General features: G+C 58.9%; 25 protein-coding genes. 14 read left to right on the top strand and 11 right to left on the bottom strand.

The window, feature by feature from the left end; translation table 11 throughout:
* The first annotated feature begins 49 nt into the window (after positions 1–49).
* The 7 genes from ACNA0J_RS21110 to ACNA0J_RS21080 all read left to right on the top strand — a co-directional run bounded on the left by ACNA0J_RS21110 (position 50) and on the right by ACNA0J_RS21080 (position 7,172).
* On the top strand, positions 50–931 hold the full coding sequence (locus ACNA0J_RS21110) for a phosphoribosylaminoimidazolesuccinocarboxamide synthase (RefSeq protein WP_415820840.1): 882 nt from the start codon (positions 50–52) through the stop codon (positions 929–931).
* A gap of 184 nt (positions 932–1,115) precedes the next feature.
* On the top strand, positions 1,116–1,637 hold the full coding sequence (gene purE, locus ACNA0J_RS21105) for a 5-(carboxyamino)imidazole ribonucleotide mutase (RefSeq protein ID WP_415808532.1): 522 nt from the start codon (positions 1,116–1,118) through the stop codon (positions 1,635–1,637).
* Between the two features lie 37 nt (positions 1,638–1,674).
* Entirely contained in the window at positions 1,675–2,868 is a 1,194-nt protein-coding gene (locus ACNA0J_RS21100; protein WP_415820838.1) for a 5-(carboxyamino)imidazole ribonucleotide synthase, read from the top strand.
* Positions 2,869–2,902: 34 nt separating this feature from the next.
* Positions 2,903–3,985: an L-threonylcarbamoyladenylate synthase gene (locus ACNA0J_RS21095; RefSeq protein WP_415820870.1), complete on the top strand. Its 1,083-nt coding sequence runs from the start codon at positions 2,903–2,905 to the stop codon at positions 3,983–3,985.
* Between the two features lie 111 nt (positions 3,986–4,096).
* Positions 4,097–5,191 (top strand): TauD/TfdA family dioxygenase, encoded by a 1,095-nt coding sequence (locus ACNA0J_RS21090; RefSeq protein WP_415820837.1) that lies wholly within the window; start codon positions 4,097–4,099, stop codon positions 5,189–5,191.
* Positions 5,192–5,237: 46 nt separating this feature from the next.
* Entirely contained in the window at positions 5,238–6,221 is a 984-nt protein-coding gene (locus tag ACNA0J_RS21085; protein WP_415820836.1) for a Bug family tripartite tricarboxylate transporter substrate binding protein, read from the top strand.
* Positions 6,222–6,248: 27 nt separating this feature from the next.
* A complete protein-coding gene (locus ACNA0J_RS21080) occupies positions 6,249–7,172 on the top strand; it encodes a LysR family transcriptional regulator (RefSeq protein WP_415820835.1) in 924 nt (307 codons plus the stop codon).
* Here the strand turns inward: ACNA0J_RS21080 and ACNA0J_RS21075 are convergent.
* The 9 genes from ACNA0J_RS21075 to ACNA0J_RS21035 all read right to left on the bottom strand — a co-directional run bounded on the left by ACNA0J_RS21075 (position 7,165) and on the right by ACNA0J_RS21035 (position 15,895).
* Complete coding sequence (locus ACNA0J_RS21075) at positions 7,165–8,178, bottom strand: Bug family tripartite tricarboxylate transporter substrate binding protein (protein WP_415820834.1); 1,014 nt, start codon at positions 8,176–8,178, stop codon at positions 7,165–7,167. The genes ACNA0J_RS21080 and ACNA0J_RS21075 overlap by 8 nt on opposite strands.
* Before the next feature lie 116 nt (positions 8,179–8,294).
* Entirely contained in the window at positions 8,295–9,005 is a 711-nt protein-coding gene (locus tag ACNA0J_RS21070) for an ABC transporter ATP-binding protein (RefSeq protein ID WP_415820833.1), read from the bottom strand.
* A complete protein-coding gene (locus tag ACNA0J_RS21065; RefSeq protein ID WP_415820832.1) occupies positions 8,993–9,751 on the bottom strand; it encodes an ABC transporter ATP-binding protein in 759 nt (252 codons plus the stop codon). The genes ACNA0J_RS21070 and ACNA0J_RS21065 overlap by 13 nt, the downstream gene beginning before the upstream one ends.
* Positions 9,744–10,790, bottom strand: a complete 1,047-nt coding sequence (locus tag ACNA0J_RS21060; protein WP_415820831.1) for a branched-chain amino acid ABC transporter permease — start codon at positions 10,788–10,790, stop codon at positions 9,744–9,746. Before ACNA0J_RS21060 ends, ACNA0J_RS21065 begins: the two co-directional genes overlap by 8 nt.
* 14 nt (positions 10,791–10,804) lie before the next feature.
* The gene (locus ACNA0J_RS21055) at positions 10,805–11,686 is read right to left on the bottom strand and encodes a branched-chain amino acid ABC transporter permease (RefSeq protein ID WP_415820830.1); all 882 of its coding nucleotides are present in this window, start codon (positions 11,684–11,686) and stop codon (positions 10,805–10,807) included.
* A gap of 21 nt (positions 11,687–11,707) precedes the next feature.
* Positions 11,708–12,871, bottom strand: coding sequence for an ABC transporter substrate-binding protein (locus tag ACNA0J_RS21050; protein WP_415820869.1), 1,164 nt, complete (start codon positions 12,869–12,871; stop codon positions 11,708–11,710).
* Positions 12,872–12,911: 40 nt separating this feature from the next.
* Positions 12,912–13,760: an alpha/beta fold hydrolase gene (locus tag ACNA0J_RS21045; protein WP_415820829.1), complete on the bottom strand. Its 849-nt coding sequence runs from the start codon at positions 13,758–13,760 to the stop codon at positions 12,912–12,914.
* Positions 13,757–15,331, bottom strand: a complete 1,575-nt coding sequence (locus ACNA0J_RS21040; protein ID WP_415820828.1) for a benzoate-CoA ligase family protein — start codon at positions 15,329–15,331, stop codon at positions 13,757–13,759. The genes ACNA0J_RS21045 and ACNA0J_RS21040 overlap by 4 nt, the downstream gene beginning before the upstream one ends.
* A gap of 93 nt (positions 15,332–15,424) precedes the next feature.
* The gene (locus ACNA0J_RS21035; RefSeq protein WP_415820827.1) at positions 15,425–15,895 is read right to left on the bottom strand and encodes a DUF4863 family protein; all 471 of its coding nucleotides are present in this window, start codon (positions 15,893–15,895) and stop codon (positions 15,425–15,427) included.
* A gap of 185 nt (positions 15,896–16,080) precedes the next feature.
* On the opposite strand from ACNA0J_RS21035, the gene ACNA0J_RS21030 reads away from it, so the two are divergent.
* The 5 genes from ACNA0J_RS21030 (at position 16,081) to ACNA0J_RS21010 (ending at position 22,195) form a co-directional block, all read left to right on the top strand.
* On the top strand, positions 16,081–16,989 hold the full coding sequence (locus tag ACNA0J_RS21030; protein WP_415820826.1) for a helix-turn-helix transcriptional regulator: 909 nt from the start codon (positions 16,081–16,083) through the stop codon (positions 16,987–16,989).
* A 138-nt stretch (positions 16,990–17,127) separates the two neighbouring features.
* Positions 17,128–18,786, top strand: a complete 1,659-nt coding sequence (gene boxC, locus ACNA0J_RS21025) for a 2,3-epoxybenzoyl-CoA dihydrolase (RefSeq protein WP_415820825.1) — start codon at positions 17,128–17,130, stop codon at positions 18,784–18,786.
* A gap of 93 nt (positions 18,787–18,879) precedes the next feature.
* Entirely contained in the window at positions 18,880–20,307 is a 1,428-nt protein-coding gene (gene boxB, locus ACNA0J_RS21020) for a benzoyl-CoA 2,3-epoxidase subunit BoxB (RefSeq protein WP_415820824.1), read from the top strand.
* A 44-nt stretch (positions 20,308–20,351) separates the two neighbouring features.
* A complete protein-coding gene (gene boxA / locus ACNA0J_RS21015) occupies positions 20,352–21,623 on the top strand; it encodes a benzoyl-CoA 2,3-epoxidase subunit BoxA (protein WP_415820823.1) in 1,272 nt (423 codons plus the stop codon).
* A gap of 128 nt (positions 21,624–21,751) precedes the next feature.
* Complete coding sequence (locus ACNA0J_RS21010; RefSeq protein WP_415820822.1) at positions 21,752–22,195, top strand: MaoC family dehydratase; 444 nt, start codon at positions 21,752–21,754, stop codon at positions 22,193–22,195.
* 323 nt (positions 22,196–22,518) lie between these two features.
* Here ACNA0J_RS21010 and ACNA0J_RS21005 read toward each other — a convergent pair whose 3' ends face one another.
* Entirely contained in the window at positions 22,519–22,854 is a 336-nt protein-coding gene (locus ACNA0J_RS21005; protein ID WP_415820821.1) for a hypothetical protein, read from the bottom strand.
* Positions 22,855–23,045: 191 nt separating this feature from the next.
* The gene (locus ACNA0J_RS21000) at positions 23,046–23,993 is read right to left on the bottom strand and encodes an aromatic alcohol reductase (protein WP_415820820.1); all 948 of its coding nucleotides are present in this window, start codon (positions 23,991–23,993) and stop codon (positions 23,046–23,048) included.
* Positions 23,994–24,280: 287 nt separating this feature from the next.
* On the opposite strand from ACNA0J_RS21000, the gene ACNA0J_RS20995 reads away from it, so the two are divergent.
* Entirely contained in the window at positions 24,281–25,186 is a 906-nt protein-coding gene (locus ACNA0J_RS20995) for a LysR substrate-binding domain-containing protein (protein WP_415820819.1), read from the top strand.
* Positions 25,187–25,332: 146 nt separating this feature from the next.
* Positions 25,333–25,641, top strand: coding sequence for a chorismate mutase (locus ACNA0J_RS20990; RefSeq protein ID WP_415820818.1), 309 nt, complete (start codon positions 25,333–25,335; stop codon positions 25,639–25,641).
* Positions 25,642–25,697: the final 56 nt, after the last annotated feature.

Raw genomic sequence — 25,697 nt, 5'->3', positions numbered from 1 at the left:
GGCGTCTGCATTTGCAGTAATCTATGCTTCTTTTGCGATAGGCCGATCCGTGACTTCCGCTCTGCACCAATCCAGCATCAAATCTCTGCCGCTACTGGGTCGCGGCAAGGTCCGCGACATGTACGCCGTGGGTGACGACAAATTGTTGATCGTCGCGTCCGACCGCATTTCCGCGTTCGATGTGATCCTTGACGACCCCATCCCCGGCAAAGGCCAGGTCCTGACCGAGTTGACGGAGTTTTGGCTGAGCAAGCTCGCGCACATTCTGCCGAACCATTCCACGGGCGTGAAACCCGAGGACGTGGTCGCTCCCGACGAGCTGGACCAAGTGCGTGGCCGCGCCGTTGTGGTCAAGCGCCTGAAACCCATCCTGGTCGAGGCCGTGGCGCGCGGCTATCTGATCGGATCGGGCTGGAAAGACTACCAAGCCACCGGCTCCGTGTGTGGCATCAAGCTGCCCGCCGGGCTGAACCAGGCCAGCAAGCTGCCCGAGCCGATTTTTACGCCGGCGGCCAAAGCCGAGTTCGGCACGCACGACGAAAACGTCGATTTTTCCCATGTGGTGAACGAAGTCGGCCAGGAAATGGCCGAGCGTATTCGTGACGTGACCCTGCGTCTGTACGCCGAGGCGTCCGCTTTTGCCGCGACCAAGGGCATCATCATTGCCGACACCAAATTCGAATTCGGCCTGGACGACGACGGCCAGCTGTACCTGATGGACGAGGTCTTGACACCCGATTCGTCGCGTTTCTGGCCCGCCGACGGCTATCGCGAAGGCATCAGCCCCCCGTCGTTCGACAAGCAATTCGTGCGCGACTGGCTGGAAACCCAGACCTGGGACAAAACCCCGCCGGCCCCGCGTCTGCCTCAAGAAGTCCTGGAAAAAACCGCCGCAAAATACCGCGAGGCGCTGGATCGCCTGATGGCGTAAGCGCGGTCGTATGTGGTGTTCCGGCGTTACACGGCCGGTGGGATAGATAAAACGGGGCGTAGAGCCCCGTTTTTGTTGGCGCGTCGGGGCACGCTGCGCAGCCCGCAGGCAAAGGCCGGGTAAAATACCAGGTTTTCCGCTCGTCGCGCCCTGGCGCGGCGCCTTCTTGCCTTGCGATTTAGCTATGACGACGACTTCTTCCGCCTCTGCGCCGGCTACCCCTGTGGTGGGCGTGATCATGGGTTCCTCCAGTGACTGGGACATCATGAAAAACGCCGTAGACATGCTGGAGGCCTTTGGCGTGCCGTATGAGGCGCGCGTCATCTCGGCGCATCGCATGCCGCAGGACATGGCGGAATATGGCGCCGCGGCGCGTTCCCGCGGCCTGCGCGGCATTATTGCCGGGGCAGGGGGCGCTGCCCATCTGCCCGGCATGATGGCCGCGCTGACCGAGGTTCCCGTGTTCGGTGTCCCCGTCCCGTCGCGCTACTTGCGCGGTGAGGATTCCCTCTTGTCCATCGTGCAAATGCCCAAGGGCGTGCCGGTCGCGACCTTTGCCATCGGCGAGGCCGGCGCCGCGAACGCTGCTTTGCACGTGATCGCCACTTTGGCCACGACCGACGACGCGTTGCACCGCCAACTGACGGCATTCCGTGCCCGCCAGACTGAAGCGGCCCGCAACATGATCGTTCCCCCGCAGCCCTGACCTTGCCACGAGCCCGCGTGGCGGGCCGCTTATGCGTATGACTTCTTCTACTGATTCTTTCACGATTGCACCTGGCGACTGGCTGGGAATGCTGGGCGGCGGCCAACTGGGCCGGATGTTCTGCCACGCTGCGCAAAGCCTGGGTTATCGCGTGGTCGTGCTGGACCCAGACGCCGGCGGCCCTGCTGCCGTCGTGGCGGATCGTCATATTCAGGCAGCCTATGACGACGCGGAGGGTTTGGCTGAGCTCGCCCGTAGCTGCCGCGCGGTGACGACCGAGTTCGAAAATGTGCCGGCAGACAGCCTGCGCGCATTGGCCGCAGCGCAATGCCGCGTCAGCCCAGCCGGCGACGCCGTGGCTGTTGTCCAGGATCGCATTGCCGAAAAAACCTTCATCGCAGCCCAGGGCATTCCTGTTGCCCCGCATGCCGCGATCCGCGCGCAACAGGATTTGCTTGATGCACCGGCTACGCTGTTTCCGGGCATCCTGAAAGTCGCCCGCTTGGGTTACGACGGTAAAGGCCAGGCACGCGTAGCCACGCGCGCCGAGGCGCAAGCCGCCTTTGCCGAGTTCGACGGCGTGCCGTGCGTGCTCGAGGCCCTGATGCCGCTGGACTACGAAATTTCCGTCGTCCTGGCACGCGGTTTTGATGGCGCAGATGTCGTCTTTCCGGTCGCACGCAATCTGCATCGCGATGGGATTCTGGCTGTATCGACAGTGGCGGCTACTGATAGCGATCCCGCACACGCTCAACGGCAGGCCAAGGCTACCGAGGCTGCACGCGCCATTGCACAGGGGTTGGGTTACCACGGTGTGCTGTGCGTCGAGTTTTTCGTATTGACCGACGGCAGTCTGATCGTCAACGAAATCGCGCCGCGTCCGCACAACAGCGGCCACTACACCATCGATGCCTGTGTCAGCAGCCAATTCGAACAGCAAGCGCGCGTCATGGCGGGTTTGCCCTTGGGCAGCACTGCATTGCTGGCCCCCGCTGTCATGTTGAACATCCTGGGCGATATCTGGTTCGAGCCTGGCGCGACGACGCCTCGTGAGCCCGACTGGTCGGCTGCGCTGGCGGTGCCGTCTGCCAAACTCCATCTGTATGGCAAACACGAAGCCCGCCGGGGCCGCAAAATGGGTCACGTGACCGTAGTCGCCGCGACCCTGGATCAAGCGCGTGCCGATGCCGCGCGCGTTGCCGCTGCGCTGGGCATGGCTGCACCCGAATAACACCATGTCAACGCGATCGTCTTTTTCGTCCGAAATGTCTGCCGGTGCAAATGCCAGGCGCGATGCGGGCGCCAGCAGTCCTGTCGATGAAGTATCGATTGCCCGTGCAGCGGATCGGCTGTTGGCGGGCGAACTGGTCGCGTTTCCTACAGAGACGGTTTATGGCCTGGGCGCCGACGCGGAAAACCCGCAGGCCGTCGCGCGCATTTATGCCGCGAAAGGACGTCCCTCCAATCATCCCGTGATCGTGCACGTCGCGCCCGGCGCGGATCTGCACTATTGGGCTCGCGAGATTCCCCCTCAGGCCCAGCGTTTGATCGAGGCCTTTTGGCCCGGTCCATTGACGCTGATCCTGCCGCGTGTGCCACATAGAGGCGACGTGGTCAGCGGTGGGCAAGATAGCATCGGTTTGCGTTGCCCTTCGCATCCTGTGGCCCAAGCCTTGCTTCGTGCGTTCGCAGCTGGAAAGCCCAATGGGCAGGGCGGCGTAGCGGCCCCGTCGGCCAACAAATTTGGCCAAGTATCACCGACGCATGCGGACCATGTGCGTAACGAGTTTCCAGACGAGGTCGCGCAAGGCATGCCGGTGTTGGACGGCGGCCCATCCGATGTGGGGATTGAATCGACCATTCTCGATCTGTCACGTTTAGCGCAGGGTGTTGGTCCTGTGTTGTTGCGGCCCGGTCATATTACCCCCGCGCAGATCGAGGCCGTGTTGGTCGAGCCCGTAGGCATGCCCGATGACGCCGCGCCACGTGCATCAGGCACGCTAAAAGCCCACTACGCACCGCACACGCCGCTGGAGCTGGCAACGTCTCAACGCCTGGCCGAAGTGATTCGCGGCATCGATATGCCTGACGGCCGCATCGCCGTCGTGGCTTTCGACAATGCTCCCGCCGAGATGAATTCGCATATCGCTTGGCATGTGGTGGCAAAGGATCCTGATCGTTATGCGCAATCGCTCTATGCGATGTTGCGCGAGCTCGATCGCAGCAGTTATGCCCGCATTGTGGTGCAGGCACCCCCGATGGATGCGGCGTGGCGTGCGGTCAATGATCGTATTGGACGGGCCGCCGCAGCATTTTCGTTGGATACAGCAGGACTGCCTGGCACCTGAGGCCATCGAAAATTCGCTTCAAAAGTATCAGAGGATCGCTTCAATAGGATTAGACATATCAGTACTCGCCATCGATACTAGGTCCACTTCAAAACGACCCAAGAGAGCGATATGTCTGTCTTATCTTCCTTGTCTCCGACGCGAGCGCCTTCCGCTTGGCGGGGCCCGGACGTTGATTGGATGCGCGAATGCCTGGTGCAGTTCGACTCGGACGACATAGCCGAAATCCGCCAGGCGCTGGATTATCTCGGTACGCATCGTCCCCCTAAGACTTTGCCCTTGGCTCAAGCGGAATTTCCACTCAATCGTGTCGCGGATAAACTGGGTGCGGTAGCGCGGCAGCTGCACGCGGGCAAAGGCTTTGCCATGTTGCGAGGCTTGCCGCGCGACCAGTTCGACGCCGATCAGATGGCACAGATCTACTTCGGACTATCGATCTATCTGGGTATCCCCATGTCCCAGTCTCATCGCGGCGAATTGCTGGGTCATGTATTGAATTTATCCGGCTATGGAGACGTGGCACGCGCCTACCAGAACGGTGGCGAAATGAACATGCACACCGACTCATGCGACATCATCGGTCTGATGTGCCTGCGTACGGCGCGTTCGGGGGGCGCGAGCCGTATCTCCAGTGCGCTGGCAATCCACGACGCGCTAGCACAATCCAGACCTGATCTGTTAGCACGGTTGTATGCCGGGTTTACCTTCATGCGGGGCGAGAAGGACGCTCAACTCGGTGATGGACGGCGCACCAGTGTGTCGCCTATTCCTGTCTATACGCGGTTGCAGGATTGGCCGCAGCAGGTAGCCTGCTATTTCCTGGGCAGCTATATCCGTAATGCCGCCAAGGCCGGGCATGCTCGGTTGAGCGATGCAGACCTGGACGCCGTAAAGGCTATTGAGATCATGGCTGAGTCTCCCGAGTATTACCTGGATATGCAATTCCAGGACGGCGATATCCAGTTTCTGAACAACCGCGTTATCTTGCACGGCCGTACGCATTACGAGGACAGTCCAGAGATCGAAAATCGGCGGCATTTGCTGCGCATGTGGTTGCGCGCGCCCAGTTGGCCAACGCTGCCCTCCGAGCAAATCATGCATAGCGACTCGGATCATGCGCTATGGCTACGTCGTCGAAATGCTGCGCTGGAACTGCCCAACGCCTATATCGACTCACTGCGCGCCACGGCAAATGCAGCGGCGTAATCCCGGCCGAGCGATGATCACAAGAACCATACAAGGGGAATACCGCATGAATCGTGTTTTTACGCGCCTCGTCCGACGCGCATTGTTAGGCTTGACGATGATCATGGCCGCCAACGCGGCCTGTGCCCAGAGTTTTCCCGATCACCCGATCGAGATAATCGTGCCCTATGCGCCTGGAGGACTGCTGGACGTGGCGGCGCGCTTGGCCGCGGACGCGCTGGGCAAAGAGCTGCATCAAGCTGTGGTGGTAAAGAACTACGCGGGTGCGGGTGGGACGATTGGTGCCGCTCGCCTCGCCAAGGCCCAGCCTGATGGCTATACGCTGGGTCTGGGATCGTTCGGCATGGTGATCAACAAGGTGTTGAGGCCGGAGGTCGATTATGACCCCCTGAAAAGCTTTACCACCATTGGCTATCTAGGCGATCAAGCGTTCGTGCTGATGGTGAATCCGCAGAAAATCCAGGCACGGAATACCGCCGAATTAATCGACTTGATCCGGGCGCATCCCGGTCAGTACACCTACGCTTCAGGCGGTGTGGGGGCTCCATCCCACGTGATGGCCGAGCAACTGAGCATCGTGCAGAAGTTGGACGTAGTGCATATACCTTATCAAGGCCAAAATCCTGCGATCCTGGCTCTGTTGAGCGGTGAGGTCGACTTCTCTCTGCAAACGGTAGCAGGCTCCGAAGACCTTATTCACACTGGGCGTATTCGCGCATTGGCTTCGACGGGCAAAAAGCGCCTGACTGCGCTGCCCCAAGTCCCCACGTTTTCAGAGCAGGGGATCGGCGGGTTGGAGCCCGAGAGCTGGTTGGGTATTTTTGCGCCGGCAGGGTTGAGCGATACGGTGCGTCAACGGCTGCAAGATGCCTGGGCAAATGTCGTCGCCAACCTGGCATTTCGCGATGCGCTCGCCAAACGGGCTATCGAGTCGCGCGATATCACGCCGACACAGTTCAATGCGATGATCGCTAGCGATAAAATTTACTGGACGGATGTGGTGAAGCGTACGGGCATTACGTTGAAGTGATTCGGTATCGTAAGCCGAGAGAGCACTTTGGAACTGAAACAACTCCGCCAGTTTATCGTGGTCGCCGAAGAACTGAATTTTCGGCGCGCAGCCACACGCCTGTGTATGACGCAGCCTCCACTCAGTGCGGCCATCAAGCGATTGGAACAGGTCGTAGGGGCGCCGCTATTTGACCGCACACGTTCGGCTGTGTCACTGACGCCCACGGGCGTCGTATTTCTGCGCGAAGCCCGCTATTTGTTGCGACAGTCAGAGGTGTCAGTGGAGGTGGCGCGTGGGGCCGCACAGGGCTCGCATGAGGTGCTGCGGATCAAAAGTATTGATAGTGCCATGCTGACGTTGCTGCCTTCGCTACTTGAGCGCTTTCAGGCGGTGGAGCCCGGCATCCGCCTGTCGCTCAGTACCGGTTCCACACAAGAAATCATCTCTGCGCTGGAGAACGGTAGCATCGACGTAGGGGTATGCGTACCGGGAGGCGGCAGCTATCCGCATTTGCAGACACAGGCATTTGGCCTGGAGCGTTTTTGTCTCGCCGTGCCTGTCACTCATCGATGGACAGGCAAAACCTCGGTGAGCTTGCCGGAGCTGTCGAACGAAAAACTCGTCACGCATTATCCGCATACGGCCAGTCCCGGCTATCACGCGGCAGTCAGCGTCATCCTGCAGCAAGTCGGTGCACAGGTGCAAGTCTTGCAGTCCGAGCCCGATTTATTGGCCACACTGACGCTGGTGCGACTAGGATTGGGTATTGCTCTGATCCCCGCATCCACACGCTGCATTGGCATACCCGGTGTGCAATACATTGATCTCTGCACATCCCACGGCCAGCCGCTGGGTTATCCCATCGTGCTGGCCGTGCGAAATGAACATGCGAGTGATGCTGCGGTGCGGTTATGCCGGTTCGCCGATAGGGCGTACGGCGGTGCTCCGCAGGCTGGCCACATTAGTTGACCGTGATATTCGCCTCTTTGATGATCTTCGCGTAGCGCTTAGAGTCGGTACGCATCAATTCAGCAAACTCACCGGGGGTACTGCCGGTTGGCAAAAAGCCTGCATCCAGGAACTTCTGGGTGACGTCAGGCTCGTGGACAATCTCACTGATTTCCTTAGCCATGCGATCGATGATGGGCTTGGGCGTCCCCGCCGGAGCTAGTAATCCGGCCCATGATCCGGTGACAAATCCGGGGATGCCAGCTTCTTCCATAGTGGGAACATCGGGTTCGCTAGCCCAGCGTTTTTTTCCCGTGAAAGCGAGCACCTTGAGTTTGTCTTGCTTCACATATTGCATAGGGACAAGAATCGGATCAAATACCATGGATACGCGTCCAGCCAATAGATCCGTCAGAATGGGCGCGCTACCCTTGTAGGCCACATGCGTCATCTTGATCTTGGCTTGCAGCGCAAAGTCTGCTCCTGTCAAATGCGCGCTGGATCCCGTCCCGCTAGAGGCATAGGTCAGTGTGTCAGGATGTGCGTGCCCGTATTCGATCAGCTCGGCCAGTGTCTTGACCGGCAAATCCTTGCTGACAAACAGAAATAGCGGCAGATCGGCCATGTGGACGACGGGTTCGAGCTGGTCGGGAGAAAACGTGAGCTGGTACAGATGCGTGTTGATGACGTAAGCCGGCAGAATACTCAAGAAGGTATAGCCATCGGGCTCGGCTTTGGCGGCGATGGCAGAGCCCAAGGTGCTATTGGCGCCCGGCCGGTTTTCGATGATGATGGCCTGGCCCAGCCGTGCCGAGAGCTTTTCCATCACGACGCGAGTGACGGTATCAGTGGCACCGCCAGGGGTGTACGGCACGATGACTTTGATCTGCTTGCCGGGCCAGGTATCTGCAGCCTGGACGGGACGGCTCTGCCAGGCGGTGCCGGCGACAATCACCGACAGCAAGGTTGTCAGGATGGCGCGGCGCACCGGCCGTTTACCGCCATTGCGGGAAAAATGAAATGCCATAAGCTTGTCTCCGCCAGTGAGGTTGGTCTGAGTGTTATGGATTGCGGGCCTGCACAGAGTGCCTGGAAAATGGCGAGAGCACGACCGGGATTTCCCCTGAGTCGGCCTCACTGGGCTCACACTCCCAGATAGCGCGCCAACTGTTCGGGCTGCGACGCCAGCGCTGGACTGGCGCCCTCGTGCACGATACGGCCTTTTTCCATGACCAGGCATCGATCGGTGTGTGCCAGGACTGCCCGGTAGTTGCGATCGACGATCAGGGTCGACATACCCGTGGCGCGGATTGCGGCGACGATCTTCCAGATCTCGGCCACAATCAGCGGCGCGAGTCCTTCTGTGGCTTCGTCCAGGATCAGGAGGTTGGGGTTAGTGGTCAAGGCGCGGCCGATGGCCAGCATCTGCTGTTCGCCGCCGGACAATTGCTGGCCGCCGTGATGCAGGCGCTCGGCCAGACGCGGAAAGGTCGCGAGCACGCGCTCATAGGTCCAGTCCGTCTGCCCTCGTGTGCCGGGGCGCGCCGCGACGAGCAGATTTTCGCGCACGCTGAGATTCGGAAACACGCCGCGCCCCTCTGGGACATATGCCAGGCCCAGACGTGCAATGGCGTGCGGTTGTGCCCGGGTGCAGTCTTTGCCGCCTATAGCGAACTGCCCCTGGCGGCTGCGCACATGTCCCATCAGTGTGCGAATCAGGGTGGTCTTGCCCATGCCGTTGCGGCCCACCAGCCCGACGGATTCGCCTGCACTGATCTGCAAATCAATACCTCGCAGTATGTGACTCGCGCCGTAGTAACTATGCAGGCCGCTGGCGTCGATCAGTGCGTGCATGAGCCGTCTCCCAGATAGGCGTCCTGGACTTGCGGGTTGGCCCGGATATCTGTGGGGCTGCCGCAGGCGATGACGCAACCGTTAACCATCACCGTAATGCGGTCGGCGTTGCCGAATACCGCATCCATGTCGTGTTCCACCAGCAAGATCGCGTGCTCGGTCTTCAGGTTTTGCAACAAGGCGAGGATGCGTTCGGTTTCTTCGGGGCCCATGCCTGCCAGCGGTTCGTCCAGCAACAGCACTTGCGGCTCGCCAGCCAGGCACATGGCGATTTCCAGTTGACGCTTGTGGCCGTGCGGCAGCAGGCCTGCAGGGGTGCTGCCGCGGCTGGCCAGACCTGTGCGCTCCAGCGCATGGTGGGCGAGCTCGCGGCTGCGGGCGCAGCCATCGGCTCGCCGCCACCAGTGCCAGAACCTCGGATTGCCGGCCTGCGCTGCCAACCGGCAGTTCTCGAACACGCTGAGTGCGGGGAAAATCGTTGAGCGTTGATAGCTGCGTCCCAGGCCTTGGCGCGCTCGCTGAGGCTGTGGCCAGGCGGTGATGTCCTGGCCATTCATCAGGACCTGGCCCGCGCTGGCAGGCAACTCACCGGACAGAATGTTGATGAGCGTGGATTTGCCTGCGCCATTGGTTCCGATCACGGCGTGTACGGTGCCGCGATGCAAATCCAACGACACCTCATTGACGGCGACCAAGCCACCAAAACGGCGCGTGATGCCGCGTGCGGCCAACATGGTGTCAGGCATGAGGGCCTCCAGAAATGGATAGGGACTGAGCTGCAGCCGCGTTGTTCGGCGTGCCTGATGCGGCAGCGAGACGCGCTTCGCGGCGTTCGCGCCATTGAGCAGGCAGCCCGGCCAAGCCATTAGGCAACAACGCGACCAGCGCGATGATGGCCAGCCCCAGTGTCAGATGCCAGTGCTTTGCATAATCGCCAAACAGGGCTTGCGACTGAAAGAGCTCTTGCAACAGGATCAGCGTCACGGTGCCCAGCACTGCGCCGCCGAGGCGATGCATGCCGCCCAGAATGACCATCAGCAACACCAATCCAGACTGCTCCCAGGTCAGCAGCTCCGGCGTAACGAAACCATCCTTCAATGCATAGAGAAACCCCGCCAGCCCCGCCAACGTGGCGCCGATGACATAAGCCGTCAGCTTGTACGGAAAGGTGGAATAACCGGCAGCCCGCATGCGTTGTTCATTCAAGCGAATGCCCGTCAGCGCTGCGCCAAAGGGCGAACGTCCGAGCAGGGCCAGAAAGCCCCATGTCAATGCCAGACAGACCAGGACAAACAGGTAATAGGCGCCAGGATTTTCGAGATCGAAAGGCATCCAGTTCGCCAATGAGATCTGTGGGCGGAAATACAGATAAATCCCGTCGCTGCCTCCTCCGATGTCCGTGTCGTGAAACACGTAATAGGCCATTTGCGAAAAGGCCAAGGTCACCATGATGAAATAGACGCCACGCGTGCGCAACGCGAGGGCTCCCGTGATCAATGCATAGATCGCTGCGCTGCCCAGCGCTGCCACGAGCAGCCACAACAGTCCTCCAGCCTCTGATTCCGGCGACAACAATGCTGCGGCATAAGCGCCAATGCCAAAGAATGCTGCGTGCCCCAGACTGATCAATCCCGCCCCGCCCACGAGCAATTGCAGGCTGAGCGCAAAGATCGCATAGATCATGATCTTGATCGCCAGTCCGATGTAGTAGTCATTACCCGACAGCGGAAAGACGGCGAGTACGAGCAGTACGGCAATAGGGATCAGTTTGCGTGCGTAGTTCATCAGCTGCCCCATGCCTAACCCTGCTTGAACAGCCCTTCGGGCTTGCACAGGAGAATGACGGCCATCAGCACGTACACCAGAATGCCGGCCGCCGATGGGAATAACACTTGGCCAAAAGTCTCGACCGTCCCCACCAACATGGCTGCCAGAAACGCGCCGCGAATCGAGCCGATGCCGCCGATCACCACCACGACAAAGCACATGATCAGCACGCTATTGCCCATGCCGGGATAGACCGACGATACCGGGGCAGCAATCGTGCCTGCCAATGCCGCCAACGCGACGCCTGCCGCGAATACGATGCGGTATAGACGATTGATGTCGATGCCGAGCGAACCGATCATTTCCCGGTTGCTGGCGCCTGCCCGCACCATCATGCCCAGACGCGTGTGCGTCAGGACCCAATAAAGCAATATCGCCACGCCGATGCCGACCGCCGAGATGAACAGCCGATAAACGGGATAGGTGAGAATATCGCCCAAGGGCACGCTGCCGGCGAGCCAGGCAGGTACCGGTACGCCATGCACATCATTGCCTACCAGCAGACTGCGGATTTCCTCAAATACCAAGATCAACCCATAGGTCATCAGCACTTGCTGCAGATGATCGCGCCGATACAGATAGCTGAAGAACGCCGCCTCCAGCACATAGCCGAGCACGATGGCCAATACGACGCACAGCACGAGCGTCGTGACAAAGCCGCCGCCCAGCCACCGCTCGACCAGCGGATTCAGCGCGAATGCCATGTAGGCGCCGATCATGTAAAAACTGCCATGCGCCAGATTGATGATGCCCATGATGCCAAAGATCAATGTCAGACCGCTGGCGACCAGAAACAGCAGCAGACCGTGTTGCAGGGCATTGAGGCACTGGATGAGAAAGGTGCTGGTATCCATGATGGCATTCGCGCCCGGTGATCAGAGCTTGCAGCCCTGAGCGGGATCAGCCAACTGCTTGACTGCGACGTCAACGACTTTGTTTTCTTTGCCGGAGACTTCACGCAGATAGAAATCCTGCACTGGATTGCCGGCCGCAGATAGCGTGAATTTGCCGCGCGGGCTGTCTATCGTGGCGCTGCGTATGGCATCGCGGAACTTGGCCTTGTCCGCGATGTTGCCCTGCACGGCAGTCAAGCCGCTTTGCATGAGTTGCGCGGCATCGTAGCCTTGCACCGCATAGACATCGGGTTGCAGGTCGTTATAGGCCTTGGCATAGGACGCGCGAAAAGCGTTGTCGCGTGGCGTGTTCAGGCCGTCGGCATAATGCAACGTGGTGAGCAGGCCTTGTGCGGCATTGCCCTGTGCGGGCAGCGTGCCATCGGTGAGAAAACCTGTGCCATAGAGCGGGATGGATTTCTGCAGGCCGGACGCGTGGTAGTCCTGTACGAACTTCACCGCGCCGCCGCCGGCAAAAAAGGCAAACACCATGTCGGGCTTGATCGAAGCGATCTCCGTCAAGAGCGATTGAAACTCCACATTGGGAAAGGGCAGCGTCAAGTCCTTGACGATCTTGCCGCCGGCTTTTTCAAAGCTCTCGCGAAATCCTGCCATCTGTTCTTCGCCCGAGGCATATTTCCACGTAATCGTTACCGCCGTCTTGTGACCTTTGGCAGCCGCCACCGGGCCCATGGCATAACCCGGTTGCCAGTTCGAGAACGAGGTGCGGAAAATGCCCGGTCCACACATGGCGCCGGTGATGGCGTCAGCGCCGGCATTGGTGACGATCAGCGTGGTATCGCTGCTCTTGGCCGCTTTGGCCAGCGCCATGGCCACACCCGAGTGCACCGTGCCGATCACCACATCGACCTGGTCCCGTTTGATCAGGCGATTGGCATTTTCCGATGCCTTGGCCGGATTGGACTCGTCATCGACCTTGAAATACTCCAGCTCGCGTCCACCGAGTTTGCCTCCCTGTTCCGCGACGTAGAGCTTGAATCCATTTTCAATGGCAGTGCCCAGTGCGGCATAGGTGCCGCTATAGGGCAGCATGAACCCCACTTTGATTTTGTCCGCAGCCAGTGCATGACTGGCGGTCAACGCGAGTGCACTGGCAATCACGGCGCGATTCAGGGCGCGATGCATCATGGTTTGTCTCCTGGTTATTGTTGGCAGGCTCGCGAGCTCAGCCGTGCTTGTTCAGGCCGTCGATGAATTCAGCGACAGCCCTGATGACAACATCGGGTTGGTCTATGTGCGGGGAGTGACGGCAATCAGGAATTTTCAACAATCGTGCTTGTGCAGCCGCTTCGCGAATGCTGTGAATCTGCGCCATCGTGCCGTACTCATCGTCCTGGCCCTGTATCGCCAATACAGGGCATTTGATACGCGGCAAATATTCCTGAATATTCCAGGCGCGAAATGCGGGATTCAGCCAGATGTCGTTCCATCCCCAGAATGCCGAATCCGCATCGGCGTGATAGCGCGCCAGCTTGGCGGGCAAGTCTGTGTGTAAGTAGGCTTGGCGCGCTTGCTCGATATGGGCGATGGTGACGTCCTCGACGAACACGTGAGGGGCCGCAACCACGAGGCCGGCGATAGCCTGAGGATGCATGGCGGCATAGAGCAATGCAATCGAGCCGCCATCGCTATGGCCAAACAGGATAGGGCGATCGCGTTCGGCATCGATATGCAGCGCCTTCAAGAGCGCAGGCAAGATTTCGCGCGCCTGATCGTGCATGAATGTCACGGGCCATTTTTCTGCCGCTGGGCGCGGCGTGGATTGCCCATAGCCATAGCGTGAAAACACCAACCCACGGCAGGCCGCTGCATCGCACACGCGCTGCGGCCAGTCTTTCCACATGGCGACCGAGCCCAGTCCTTCGTGCAGGAATATCAACAGCGGGGCATCCTGCCGTTCGGGCGATAGCCAGCGATATTCCAGGCGCATCGAGCGTCCCTGCACGTGCAGATCGGCCCACGCAGTCTGCGTGCCTTGTGTATCGAGGACCTTGACGGTGGCGGCCGTATTCATGCAATGCTCCGGGAAATCTCGTTGCTTTCCAATTGCCGCAACCGGAAGCGTTGTATTTTTCCTGTCGCCGTTTTCGGCAGGTCCTCGGTAAAGTTGATTTGCCTCGGATATTTGAACGGCGCCAGATGCTGCTTCACATATTGCTGCAGTGCCTCGCCGGTATCGGCATTGGGTTGAAATCCCGGGCGCAGCACCACATAGGCCTTGGTTTTGATCAGTCCGTCATGATCGGGAACGCCGATCACCGCGGCCTCCAGGACGGCCTCATGTTGAATCAGCACGTTCTCGACTTCTACCGGCGACACATACTGGCCGCTGACCTTTATCATGTCGTCGCTGCGGCCCGCATAGGTGTAATAGCCGTCCGCATCGCATTGATACTTGTCGCCGCTTTTCAGCCATTCCCCCTGAAAGCATTGCCGCGTCTTATCGCGGTTGTTCCAGTACATCAGCGCCGTGCTGGGCCCCTTGATATACAGATCGCCGATCATATTTGCGGCGACGATGCGGCCGTCCTCATCGCGTAATTGCACCTCATATCCCGGCACCGGTTTACCCGTGGTGCCATAGCGCAAACTGCCCGGCTGATTGGACAGGAAAATATGCAGCATCTCGGTCGAGCCGATCCCGTCCAGGATCTCGCAACCAAAATGACGCGTGAAGCGTTCGCCGATATCGCGCGGCAGGGCTTCACCGGCAGAGGTACAGACTCGCATGGCCACTTGTTCGCGCGCCGGCAGGTCAGGGCTGGCGAGCATACTGGCGTAGAGCGTGGGCACACCGTAAAACACGGTGGGACGATGTTCGGTCAGGCGCTTGAATACGGCTTGTGGCGTGGGGCGCTCGCTCATGACGACCACTGTTGCGCCAACCGCCAGCGGAAAGCTCAGCCCATTGCCCAGCCCATAGGCGAAAAACAGCTTGGCTGCTGAAAACACGATATCGTCTTCGCGTATGCCCAGAACGGGTTTGGCATAGAGCTCTACCGTGTGCCAGAGATTGCCATGGGTATGCACTACGCCTTTTGGCTTGCCTGTTGATCCCGACGAGTACAACCAGAAGGCGATCTCATCGGATAGGGTGCGTACGGCTGGCGCCAGCGGCGCGTCAGCCAGCCACTGCCCGAAATCCCGGTTTCCCGCCGGCAACGCGCCTGCGGGGCGAGATACGATGATGTTTTCGATCTCGTGCGGACCCTTGCCTAAAGCGGTCTGCAGCGTACCTAGCAATTCCCCCGATACCAATGCCGCGCGCGCACGGCAGTGCCCGGCAATGTAGGCATAATCCTCGGGCGTCAGCAGCGTGTTGACCGCGACCGGCACGATGCCCGCATGCAGTGCCCCTAGAAATGCGACAGGCCAGTCCACGTTGTCATGCATCAAGAGCAGCACACGCTCTTCGCGGCGCAATCCCAGTTGCCTTAGTGCGCCGGCACATCGCGCGACGCGCTCGGCCAACTCTCCATACGTGATGCGCCGCGTGTCGTCGATATAGGCCAGCTTGGCGGCGCGTGGCGCGTTCAGTGCCGCCAGGTGACTGGCAAAGTTCAACTCGGTGGGGCAGGGGTTCATCGAGGTCTCCGTATTTTTATGGTCAGTCCTGACGTTGTCACTTAGGTCTCGTAGCCTGCACGGCATGCACCAACACCGCGCGCCGCAGAGCGGTCAAGCCGCGGTGAATTCAATCTCGCCGTTGGGCAACAGGTACAGCACGAGCGCCTGTCCATCGCTGACCGTAGGCCGATGCGCACTGCCCGGGCCATAGACCAGCCAGCCGGCACCATGGCCATCGAATTTCGCGCTGTCGTCGAGCGGCATGATCAGATCGATCTCGCCTTGCGGATGAGTGTGGTGCGGACCAGCCAGGCGATTCATGTCCACGACATCCACCGAGAACCCGCCCAGTCCCGCCTCGGGCTTGAGGACGCGGCCGTAGCGGATGCCGCCGCCTTCCCGGCTGCACATCCAGCCCTCGGCAACCCCCTGTCTACAGGCGGCAAAGACGGCTCGATACAGCTCGCTGTCTGGCCCCATCTCCTGGTTCAACCGGGCTTGCAGGGAGCTGTCCAGCGGCAGGCCAGCAATAGGAGAGGTAATGCGGCACATCAAATCGTGGAAGGAAGCTGGCGTACTCATGCGTTGTCTCGTCCTTTACACTGTGGCGCTTCGGCTGCAGCGTATGCAATGAATTGCTTTTTGTGGCGGGCATGCGTGCCGGTTGCGAGCCGGGTTAATGGAAAAATAGTGCTTCACACCAAGCAAGTCAAGCACTATAGTGCATAAAATTGCTGGTATCAGGGTTTCCTCGGAGCTCAATCAATATGGTTCACCCGCTAGACAAGGAATCCTCGGAGTTGCGCCGAGAGCCGTTTTTGATCGCCTTGGGCGAGAGAGTGCGGCGCCTGCGCGCGATCCGGGGCATGACGCGCAAAAGTTTGTCGCAAGCCACCGGCGTATCCGAGCGTCACCTGGCGAATCTGGAACACGGCGTCGGCAATGCTTCGATCCTCGTGCTGCTGCAGATCGCCAAGGCCTTTAACTGCGCCTTGGCCGAGTTGGTAGGGGACGTCACCACCGAGTCGCCGGACTGGCTGTTGATTCGCGAACTGCTCAGCGGCCGCACCGAGTCCGATTTACAGCGGGCTCGCGAGGCGCTGACGCAGTTGTTCGGCGTGGGCGAGGGGGCGCAGCGGCCCAATCGCTTTCAGCGCGTGGCCTTGATTGGATTGCGCGGAGCGGGCAAATCCACGCTGGGGCCGATGTTGGCCGATGATCTAGGCTATCCATTTGTCGAGCTCAATCGCGAGATCGAGCGTGTTGCCGGTTGCGGCATTCTTGAGATCCACAATCTCTATGGCCCCAATGCCTATCGCCGCTACGAGCGCCGGGCGCTGGAAGAGGCCGTGCAGCTTTACCCGGAAATGGTGCTGGCTACACCCGGAGGCCTGGTGTCCGAGCCGGCGACCCTGAATCTGTTGTTGACGCACTGCTACACCGTCTGGCTGCGCGCCACCCCGGACGAGCACATGTCACGCGTCATGGCGCAGGGCGATTTCCGTCCTATGTCGGGCAATAGCGAAGCCATGGCGGATCTGAAACGCATCCTGGCCGGGCGCGAGGCCTTCTATGCCAAAGCGGACATGACCTGGATGACGAGTGGCTTGAGTCTGGAAGAAAGCTTTGGCGGTCTGCGTGCGCAGGTGCGCAAGGCCTGCGGGTTACCGCTTTAAAAGCGCTGCTCCCGTCGCCTGATATCAAAACTGCATTTTTATGCATCTTTCGCTTGACGCGAGTTTCTTTGCGCATTAATCTGCATTTTAATGCATCTAATGCAGTATTATTCATGTCAGGCGATCAGGAGACAAACCATGAGCAGCCCCGAATCCCGTGTGGATTTTCAGACCGATCCTAGCCAGTACCGCCATTGGAAACTCAGCTTCGAGGGACAGGTAGCCACCCTGGCCATGGATGTCGCCGAGGACGGCGGGCTGCGGCCGGGCTACAAGCTCAAGCTCAATTCCTACGACCTCGGGGTCGATATTGAATTGCACGATGCCTTGCAGCGCATCCGTTTCGAGCATCCTGAGGTGCGTACGGTCGTGGTCACCAGCATGAAAGACCGCGTTTTCTGTTCCGGCGCCAACATTTTCATGTTGGGCTTGTCGTCCCATGCTTGGAAAGTGAACTTCTGCAAATTCACCAACGAGACACGCAACGGTATCGAAGACTCCAGCCGCCATAGCGGCTTGAAATTCATCGCTGCTCTCAATGGCGCCTGCGCCGGGGGCGGGTATGAATTGGCCTTGGCGTGCGACGAGATTTTCCTGGTGGATGACCGTTCGTCGGCCGTGGCATTGCCCGAGGTGCCTTTGCTCGGTGTGCTGCCCGGCACAGGCGGGCTGACTCGCGTGACGGACAAACGCAAGGTGCGGCACGATCATGCCGACATTTTTTGCACCCTGGTCGAGGGCGTGCGCGGCCAGCGTGCAAAGGACTGGCGCCTGGTCGATCAAGTCATCAAACCCGCGCAATTCCAGGATGCCGTGCAGGCTCGGGCTGCCGAATTGGCCGCCGGGAGCGACCGTCCTGCGCAAGCGCAAGGCATTGCCCTGACACCGCTGTCGCGTACCGAAACAGCAAGCCGGTTGTCCTATCAATACGTGGACGTCACCTACGATCGTGAGAAACGCCTGGCCACCTGGACCATCCGCGGTCCGCAGGCATCGGTCGAGCAGGATATCGACACCATCGTGGCTGCCGGTGCTGCCTGGTGGCCGCTGCAGATGGCCCGCGAGCTGGATGATGCGATTCTCAATCTGCGCACCAACGAACCCGACCTGGGCACGTGGGTGCTGAAAACCGAGGGCGATATGGCGTCGGTGCTCGCCGCTGACGCGGCCTTGCAGCAGCATGCCGATCACTGGTTCGTACGCGAAACCGCGGGCATGCTGCGCCGTACCCTGGCGCGCCTGGACGTGACCTCGCGCTCTCTCTTTGCGCTGATCGAACCGGGTTCGTGCTTTGCCGGCACTTTGTTTGAATTGGCCCTGGCTGCCGACCGCATCTACATGCTGGACGACGAGGATGCCGATGTGCCTGCACAGATCGTCGTGGGCGAGCGTAATTTCGGCGCGTATCCGCTGGTCAATGGCCAAAGCCGTCTGCAGCGCCGCTTTTACGAAGAAACCTTGCCGCTCGAGGCCGTGCGTGCAGTGGGCGGGCAGCTATTGCCCGCCACGCGTGCATTAGCGCTGGGACTGGTGACGTTTGCGCCCGACAGTATCGACTGGGATGACGAAGTCCGTCTCGCGCTCGAAGAACGCCGCGCCTTGTCTCCCGATGCATTGACGGGGCTGGAAGCGAACCTGCGATTCGGCGGGCGCGAAACGATGGAGACCCGTATATTCGGCCGCCTCACTGCCTGGCAGAACTGGATTTTCAATCGACCCAATGCCGCGGGTGAAAAGGGTGCACTGAAACTCTACGGTAAAGGCGAGCAGGCGTCGTTCGATTGGAACCGCGTGTAGCAGCACAGAACGCAGACCCGGACCATCCTGATTCAACCGCAACACACATAGAACAATTCGGCAGCAGCCATGCCGCCGACCTGGAGAGCAGACATGTCAGGCATCAACTACGGTGAAAAAATCCCCAACAACGTCAACCTGTCCAGCGACCGCGCGCTGCAGCGCGCACTGGAACACTGGCAGCCCAACTACCTGCAATGGTGGCAGGACATGGGCCCGGACGGTTCGCACGGTTTTGACGTGTACTTGCGTACTGCCGTCAGCGTCGAGCCCGATGGCTGGGCGCATTTCGATCATGTGAAGATGCCTGATTATCGCTGGGGGATTTTCCTCGCACCGCAAGACGGCCAGCGCAAAATTCATTTCGGCGAAAACCTCGGCCGCGATGTCTGGCAAGACGTGCCGGGCGAGCATCGCGCCAACCTGCGCCGCATCATCGTCACGCAGGGCGACACCGAGCCCGCCTCGATCGAACAGCAACGCCATCTGGGCATGACCGCACCGTCGCAATACGACTTGCGCAATCTATTTCAGATCAACGTCGAAGAGGGCCGTCACCTGTGGGCGATGGTGTATCTGCTGCATCGCTATTTCGGCCGCGACGGCCGCGAGGAGGCGGATGCCTTGTTGCAACGCAGCTCCGGCGATGCGGATAACCCACGCATCCTAGGCGCATTCAACGAAAAGACGCCCGATTGGCTGGCCTTTTATATGTTCACCTATTTCACCGACCGCGATGGAAAATTCCAGTTGTGCGCGTTGGCGGAATCCGGCTTTGATCCCTTGGCCCGCACGACCAAATTCATGCTGACCGAAGAAGCCCACCACATGTTCGTGGGCGAATCGGGCGTCTCACGTATCATTCAACGCACCTGCGAAGTCATGCGCGAGCTGAAAACCGATGATCCGGCCACGATACGCGCTGCCGGTGTGATCGATCTGCCCACTATCCAGCGCTATCTGAATTTCCACTACAGCGTCACCATCGATTTGTTCGGCGCGGATCAGTCCTCGAACGCAGCCATCTTTTACAGTGCGGGTCTAAAAGGCCGCTACGAAGAAGGCAAGCGCACGGACGATCATCAACTGAAAAATGATACCTATCGCGTGTTGACCGTCGACGGCGGCAAGCTGCGCGAAATCGAAGTCCCGATGCTGAATGCCCTGAACGAGGTGCTGCGCGATGATTTCATCAAGGACTCCATGGCTGGCGTGGGACGCTGGAACAAAGTCATCGAGAAAAGCGGACTGCCATTCCGTCTGTCTGTACCGCACAAAGCATTCAATCGTCAGATCGGCACGCTCGCTGGCATCCGTGTTGCACCCGATGGCGAAGTCCTGTCTGAAGCGCAGTGGCAGGCCAATCAACACAAATGGCTGCCCACGCCGGAGGACCGTGCATTCGTGGCCTCGCTGATGGGCCGTGTCGTCGAGACAGGCAAGTTCGCCAACTGGATTGCACCGCCTGTCATGGGTGTGAATCGACAGGCCGTGAACTTCGAGTACGTCCGTTTTAACTGAATCCCGGCGCCCGGCATTCATGCCGGGAATTCTCGGAGCAAAAGATGAACGCACCTTTGCCGCCCGAGGTGTTGAAGCAGCACTTGATCGATCCCGAGATCTGCATACGCTGCAACACCTGCGAGGAAACTTGCCCCATCGACGCCATCACGCATGATGGCACCAACTACGTGGTGGACCCCGCCATTTGCAATGGCTGCATGGCCTGCGTGCCGCCTTGTCCGACGGGGTCAATTGATAATTGGCGGCTGGTGCTGAAAACCGAGGCCTACAGTGTCGAGGAGCAATTCGGCTGGGATGAGTTGCCCGGCGAAAAAGCGCTACCCGATGCGGTGTCTGCGAATGCAGCATCCCATGGTGAGGAGGCAGTACTCCAGGCATCCAATGGTGGCGAGGATGCCGATGCCGCCACTGCTCCCGCCATCGTTTTTTCGTCCTCAGGCGCAACGATTCCTCCGTGGTCTGCAGCGCATCCCTATGTCAATCTGTACGGCCACAAGACACCCGCTCTCGCGACGGTCGTCGGCAATTATCGTGTGACCGATGATGATACCGACAGCGATATTCATCACATCGTGCTGGACTTCGGCAATGTGCCGTTTCCGGTGTTGGAAGGGCAGTCCATTGGGATATTGCCTCCTGGCACCGATGCGCAGGGCCGTGCGCATCACGCGCGTCAATATTCGCTGGCCAGCCCTCGCGATGGCGAACGCGCGGGCTACAACAATTTATCGTTGACCGTGAAACGCGTCACCGAGGACCATCAAGGGCAGCCGGCACGCGGTGTATGTTCGAACTATCTCTGCGATCTGGCCAAGAACGATACGGTGCAAGTCATCGGGCCGTTTGGGAATACCTTTTTGATGCCCAATCATGCGAGGGCCAATCTGATGATGATCTGCACGGGGACAGGGTCGGCGCCCATGCGCGCGATGACAGAGCGTTATCGGCGCCGGATCGCACGCGGCACGAATGGCCGCCTGATGTTGTTCTTTGGCGCGCGTACGCAACGTGAGCTGCCGTACTTTGGTCCACTGATGAAACTCCCCCGCGATTTCATCGATATCAACCTGGCCCTGTCGCGGGATGCGGCGCAGCCGCGCCGTTACGTCCAGGATTTGATTCGCGAGCGCGCCGCCGATGTGTGGACGTTGCTGCAGGATACAAATACCTGTATTTACGTTTGTGGGCTAAAGGGAATGGAAACCGGCGTTTTGGACGCTTTGCGTGATGTCGTCGTGCAATCCGGCCAGGATTGGACTATCCTGCATGATGTGTTGCGCCGCGAGGGGCGGTTGCATTTCGAGACGTACTAGCTGGCAGGGGCTCGGGGCATTTTGTAGGTGCCCTGCATCGCGCTATTCGGCGCAGGCACTCTGCCTGTCTTGTACTCAAACTACCGGCGTACTCAGGTGCGCCGGTTTTTGCTGAAGACGCCGAAAAAATGAAATTCGCAGAATTCAAGGAAGGCATGTTGATCCATGGTGGTCCGGTGACGGTCACCGAGGCCGAGATCCTGACATTTGCCCGCCAATATGATCCCCAATGGTTTCACACCGATGTGGAACGAGCCACTCAAGGTCGCTGGGGTGGTTTGATCGCTAGTGGCTGGCATACGTGTGCGCTCGCGATGCGTATGGCGGTTGAGGTGGCGCTGCATGATTCTGAATCGTTCGGTTCGCCAGGGCTGGGGGAGGTTCGTTGGCGAGTGCCGGTGCGGCCTGGAGATACGTTGCGGTTGGATGCGCGTGTGCAGGCGGTGCGGCGGTCTACTTCTCGGGATGATCTGGGGATTATTACTTGGAATTGGACGGTTTTGAATCAGCATGATGAGGCTGTGTTGGAGTTGGATGCGACTAGCTTGTTTGATTTGGGGCAGGCTAGTTAGGGGGTGTTGCGGAGTGGGTTTCTTGCTGATGCTGGATGGTGTTGGCTTGGGGGGAGCAGGATGAGGCTTGGTGACGTTCGGCGATTCTTGTTTGCTGGCGTCGGGCGTCTCTATTTAGGCGTCCCGGCCGCGTGCCCGAGGGGTGTGCCGGGCCTATCGCACGGACTCGCCCCATTAGCAGGGGGCTCGGTCCGCTACGCGGACTAAATCCGCGCTCAACGGCCCGGCACACCCCTCGGGCACGCGGCCGGGACTCGCAGTTGTTAGAGGTGTCGGGGCGTTATTGCGATGAGCATCATGTTGGTGACGATATTTGCTGAGCGCTATGCCCTTTGCGTAAGTGATACGGCATCACTGCGCTGGCTATCGGCATCAACGTCGTAGTACATGAGTGACGCGCTGCGGAGAGCTACCATGCCGGCGCCTGCGATCGCGGCGCGTGCTAACCAACTTTGCATGGAGAGTGCTGCAGCAGCCATGGCTCCGGCGCCTATCACCAGAGGGAAAATCGAGCCTGTTTTGTGATCCGATGTGCGCACGGCTACTTCCGCGGAGCGGTCGGCATGGACGCGATCATCGGTGATGGCTTTCGCTGAAGTTGCTATGCCCATTCCACCACTGACACTCGAGATCTCATGTAAAAAGAGTTCACGCATCATTTCTCCAAATTTTGAATATGAGAAAAATCGAATCTCAAAGCATCGAAGGATGCTAAGAGGCCGCACTTGTTAAACAACGTGCGGCACATTCGGAGTTAAGAGCGTAGCGGTAATGATTTGTCGGACACGCTAATGCCGGCATTGCCGAAAAGAATAAGACGTTGTTCTGCAGATGGCGGGTGTTTCTCTCGCTACATATGTGATGCAGACCTATCGGATAGTTTAGTCTTTAGGTAGCGCTCAACGTCGGTCGTCTCGTAGCCGTTGCGCACATTGAAAGTCTGGGACTTTTCCCACCACATCCCGTCTCCCAGGGCGAACGCGGCCCGATAGCGTGCCATTACGTCGTCTGGTGTTTCCGCTAGATAGGCGCGCAATTGATCCAAGGTCCATACGCTTTTCTCAAAGCGCTGACCCGCGACGCGCTCAATCACCTCTGCAAGTCGCCCATATGAGATCGTGTCCCCGGCCACGTAGACCACCTCGTTGATAATTCTTGGTTGGGTCAGCAAAATTTCCGTGGTGAGCCGACCGATATCTTCGGGGGTGGTCACGGTCACTTTTGTGTCCCAACTGCCTAGGCCGTGAATGGTTCGTTGTTCCAGATTCACGACATCGAACGTTGGTTCGAACAGGAAACTCGTAAACATCCCTGTCGAAACTATCACCCATTCCGTGTGTTGTTGGCTTCGCAACAATTGCCGCACTGCATACTGTTCGTCGAACACAGGTTGCCCGCTGCCACGGCCAACGATGTCGTAGTCGACGCCGAACTGCCACGGGAAGTAACGCCTGACTTTGGCTGTCAGCACCGCTCTGGTGATCTTCAACTGTGTGCCAGGACCGGCTACGAAGCCCGAGCAGTTCAAGACTGTGTCGTACTTCTCAAAGAGCTTCGCCAGTGATGCCTCATCGGACGCTAGATCAAAGCCAATAACCTTGATGCCCATATCATCAAGCTCGGCGAGAATTTCGGTACTTTGCCCCGATGGACGATTGACAGTGTCCGGAGATACCAAAGCGGTCACCAATATCTGTGAGGCACGAGCACGGGGGCCAAGCTCGCGCAGCACCGCCATTCCAAGCTGGCCGGCTCCCAGCACAAGCATATGCTGCCGTTCCAATTCACTATGATTCATCGTAGGATTCCTTAATAATTTCGATGTAATTGTCGTGATCAAACATACGAATTCGAATTTCCAAGAGAAATTTCAGCGATTCGGATTCGTCGGTAAAAGTCGTGTTTTTCCACGAAATTTCGAGGCTTATGGCTTGATGATGACTCAGATTTTGATGGTGATAAAGCTCGGTCAGGACAATTTAAAATTTGATTTTTTGCAATAATAGTCAGGCTGTTTACGTTGTCGCGGGGTGCAGCCTTCACAAAAGCGAGCCCGGCTACGATTAATCCGAGGAGCTACGCCGTATGGATCGACTGCAGGCCATGGAAACCTTTGTGAGGGTGGTTGAGGCTGGTAGCTTCAAGAAAGCCGCTGACACGATGCAGGTGCTTGCCTCCACCGTGACGCGCACGATCAAGGAACTCGAATCGCATTTAGGCGTGCGTCTATTGAATAGAACCACGCGCGCGTTAAGCGTCACGGATGCCGGCCTGCGTTATTACGATGGCTGCAAGGTGCTCTTGCGCGATGTACAGTTGACCGAGGAGATGGCGTCGCAACAATCAGGCGCATTGCGCGGGTCAATCAGGATCGGCACGACGCCCACATTGGCCAGGAACTTCATCATTCCAGCCTTGCGGGACTTTACGGATCGCTATCCGGCGATCGATCTGGATTTTCATCTAGTCGATGCCACTGTAGACATCGTTCAGCATGGCATCGACTGCGTCATCAGGACTGGAGCGCTGCAGCCGTCACGACTCGTCGCGCGGCGCATAGGCGCCTTTCATTGGTACCTGTGCGGTTCGCCTGACTACCTAAAGCGGCACGGGAAACCCACAAGCGTGGCTGCACTCAGGAAGCATGTTGCGGTAGGGTACGTCGGCAACCGTTCTGGTCATTCTTCCAACTGGACCTTCCGCGACGGCGCGCGAGTGATTACGGTTCCGATGGTGAACCGCATCAGTGTCAACGACACTGATGCCTATGTCGCTGCCGGCGTGGCTGGCTTTGGCCTGATCCGTGTTGCGAGTTATATGGTGCGCCAGCATATCGCCGACGGTCGGCTTGTCAGGCTATTGGCGAATATCGAAGCTCCGCCTGAGCCCATCTCCATCCTATATCCGCAAAGCCGCCATCTTTCTCCGGCAATTCGCGCTTTCATTGACTGGTGCGCCGAGCTCCTCGCAAAGGAAGCAGCAGCTTGGTAGTTTCAGCACCGTACAAGCCATATAAAAAAGAGAAATGGGCTACAGCTCAATAGGATTGTCGCTGTTCTGCTTTCGTTGGTCCCTTTACCATATCGTCATGATCATCTACCGCAGGGCTTTCCTGCATTGAATGAAGGGAATACACAATGATGTCCGAAGCACAATCTCAACTCGCAACCTATAGGCAGGTGATTGACTCTTTCGATAATGCGCTTGTGTATATCCTGGCCGAACGTTTTCGTTGTACCGACGAGGTCGGTCTGCTGAAAGCAAAAAATAATTTCCCTCCTGTGGATCCGGATCGGGAAGCACGTCAGCTTTCCAGGTTGAGACAATCTGCCCTGGATTCCAACGTGGACCCGGATCTGGTTGAGAGCCTCATGAAATCCATCATGAAAGAGGTGGTGCTGCGACATGGTCAGATCGCGGCTGAGTACGCAGCCAAGCAGCGCTAGCCAGGAGTGAGCCAGCGAGCTCACTTGGTGGCGGATGGCGAACGGAATCACCATGC

The sequence above is a fragment of the Bordetella tumbae genome, assembly GCF_965139195.1.
GTDB classification, from domain to species: domain Bacteria; phylum Pseudomonadota; class Gammaproteobacteria; order Burkholderiales; family Burkholderiaceae_B; genus Bordetella_A; species Bordetella_A tumbae.
Note: the sequence above shows the minus strand (reverse complement) of the source record. Positions and strands in the feature narration are given on the sequence as shown.

Coding starts and splice junctions, on each gene's coding strand:
- ACNA0J_RS21040 (WP_415820828.1), bottom strand. CDS start 15,331: ATGAACCCCTGCCCCACCGAGTTGAACTTTGCCAGTCACCTGGCGGCA.
- boxA (WP_415820823.1), top strand. CDS start 20,352: ATGAACGCACCTTTGCCGCCCGAGGTGTTGAAGCAGCACTTGATCGAT.
- ACNA0J_RS21065 (WP_415820832.1), bottom strand. CDS start 9,751: ATGCCTGACACCATGTTGGCCGCACGCGGCATCACGCGCCGTTTTGGT.
- ACNA0J_RS21055 (WP_415820830.1), bottom strand. CDS start 11,686: ATGGATACCAGCACCTTTCTCATCCAGTGCCTCAATGCCCTGCAACAC.
- ACNA0J_RS21095 (WP_415820870.1), top strand. CDS start 2,903: ATGTCTGCCGGTGCAAATGCCAGGCGCGATGCGGGCGCCAGCAGTCCT.
- ACNA0J_RS21060 (WP_415820831.1), bottom strand. CDS start 10,790: ATGAACTACGCACGCAAACTGATCCCTATTGCCGTACTGCTCGTACTC.
- ACNA0J_RS21010 (WP_415820822.1), top strand. CDS start 21,752: ATGAAATTCGCAGAATTCAAGGAAGGCATGTTGATCCATGGTGGTCCG.
- ACNA0J_RS21030 (WP_415820826.1), top strand. CDS start 16,081: ATGGTTCACCCGCTAGACAAGGAATCCTCGGAGTTGCGCCGAGAGCCG.
- ACNA0J_RS20990 (WP_415820818.1), top strand. CDS start 25,333: ATGATGTCCGAAGCACAATCTCAACTCGCAACCTATAGGCAGGTGATT.
- ACNA0J_RS21050 (WP_415820869.1), bottom strand. CDS start 12,871: ATGCATCGCGCCCTGAATCGCGCCGTGATTGCCAGTGCACTCGCGTTG.
- boxC (WP_415820825.1), top strand. CDS start 17,128: ATGAGCAGCCCCGAATCCCGTGTGGATTTTCAGACCGATCCTAGCCAG.
- ACNA0J_RS21075 (WP_415820834.1), bottom strand. CDS start 8,178: ATGGCATTTCATTTTTCCCGCAATGGCGGTAAACGGCCGGTGCGCCGC.
- ACNA0J_RS21045 (WP_415820829.1), bottom strand. CDS start 13,760: ATGAATACGGCCGCCACCGTCAAGGTCCTCGATACACAAGGCACGCAG.
- ACNA0J_RS21005 (WP_415820821.1), bottom strand. CDS start 22,854: ATGATGCGTGAACTCTTTTTACATGAGATCTCGAGTGTCAGTGGTGGA.
- ACNA0J_RS21000 (WP_415820820.1), bottom strand. CDS start 23,993: ATGAATCATAGTGAATTGGAACGGCAGCATATGCTTGTGCTGGGAGCC.
- ACNA0J_RS21090 (WP_415820837.1), top strand. CDS start 4,097: ATGTCTGTCTTATCTTCCTTGTCTCCGACGCGAGCGCCTTCCGCTTGG.
- purE (WP_415808532.1), top strand. CDS start 1,116: ATGACGACGACTTCTTCCGCCTCTGCGCCGGCTACCCCTGTGGTGGGC.
- ACNA0J_RS21070 (WP_415820833.1), bottom strand. CDS start 9,005: ATGCACGCACTGATCGACGCCAGCGGCCTGCATAGTTACTACGGCGCG.
- ACNA0J_RS21100 (WP_415820838.1), top strand. CDS start 1,675: ATGACTTCTTCTACTGATTCTTTCACGATTGCACCTGGCGACTGGCTG.
- ACNA0J_RS21085 (WP_415820836.1), top strand. CDS start 5,238: ATGAATCGTGTTTTTACGCGCCTCGTCCGACGCGCATTGTTAGGCTTG.
- boxB (WP_415820824.1), top strand. CDS start 18,880: ATGTCAGGCATCAACTACGGTGAAAAAATCCCCAACAACGTCAACCTG.
- ACNA0J_RS20995 (WP_415820819.1), top strand. CDS start 24,281: ATGGATCGACTGCAGGCCATGGAAACCTTTGTGAGGGTGGTTGAGGCT.
- ACNA0J_RS21035 (WP_415820827.1), bottom strand. CDS start 15,895: ATGAGTACGCCAGCTTCCTTCCACGATTTGATGTGCCGCATTACCTCT.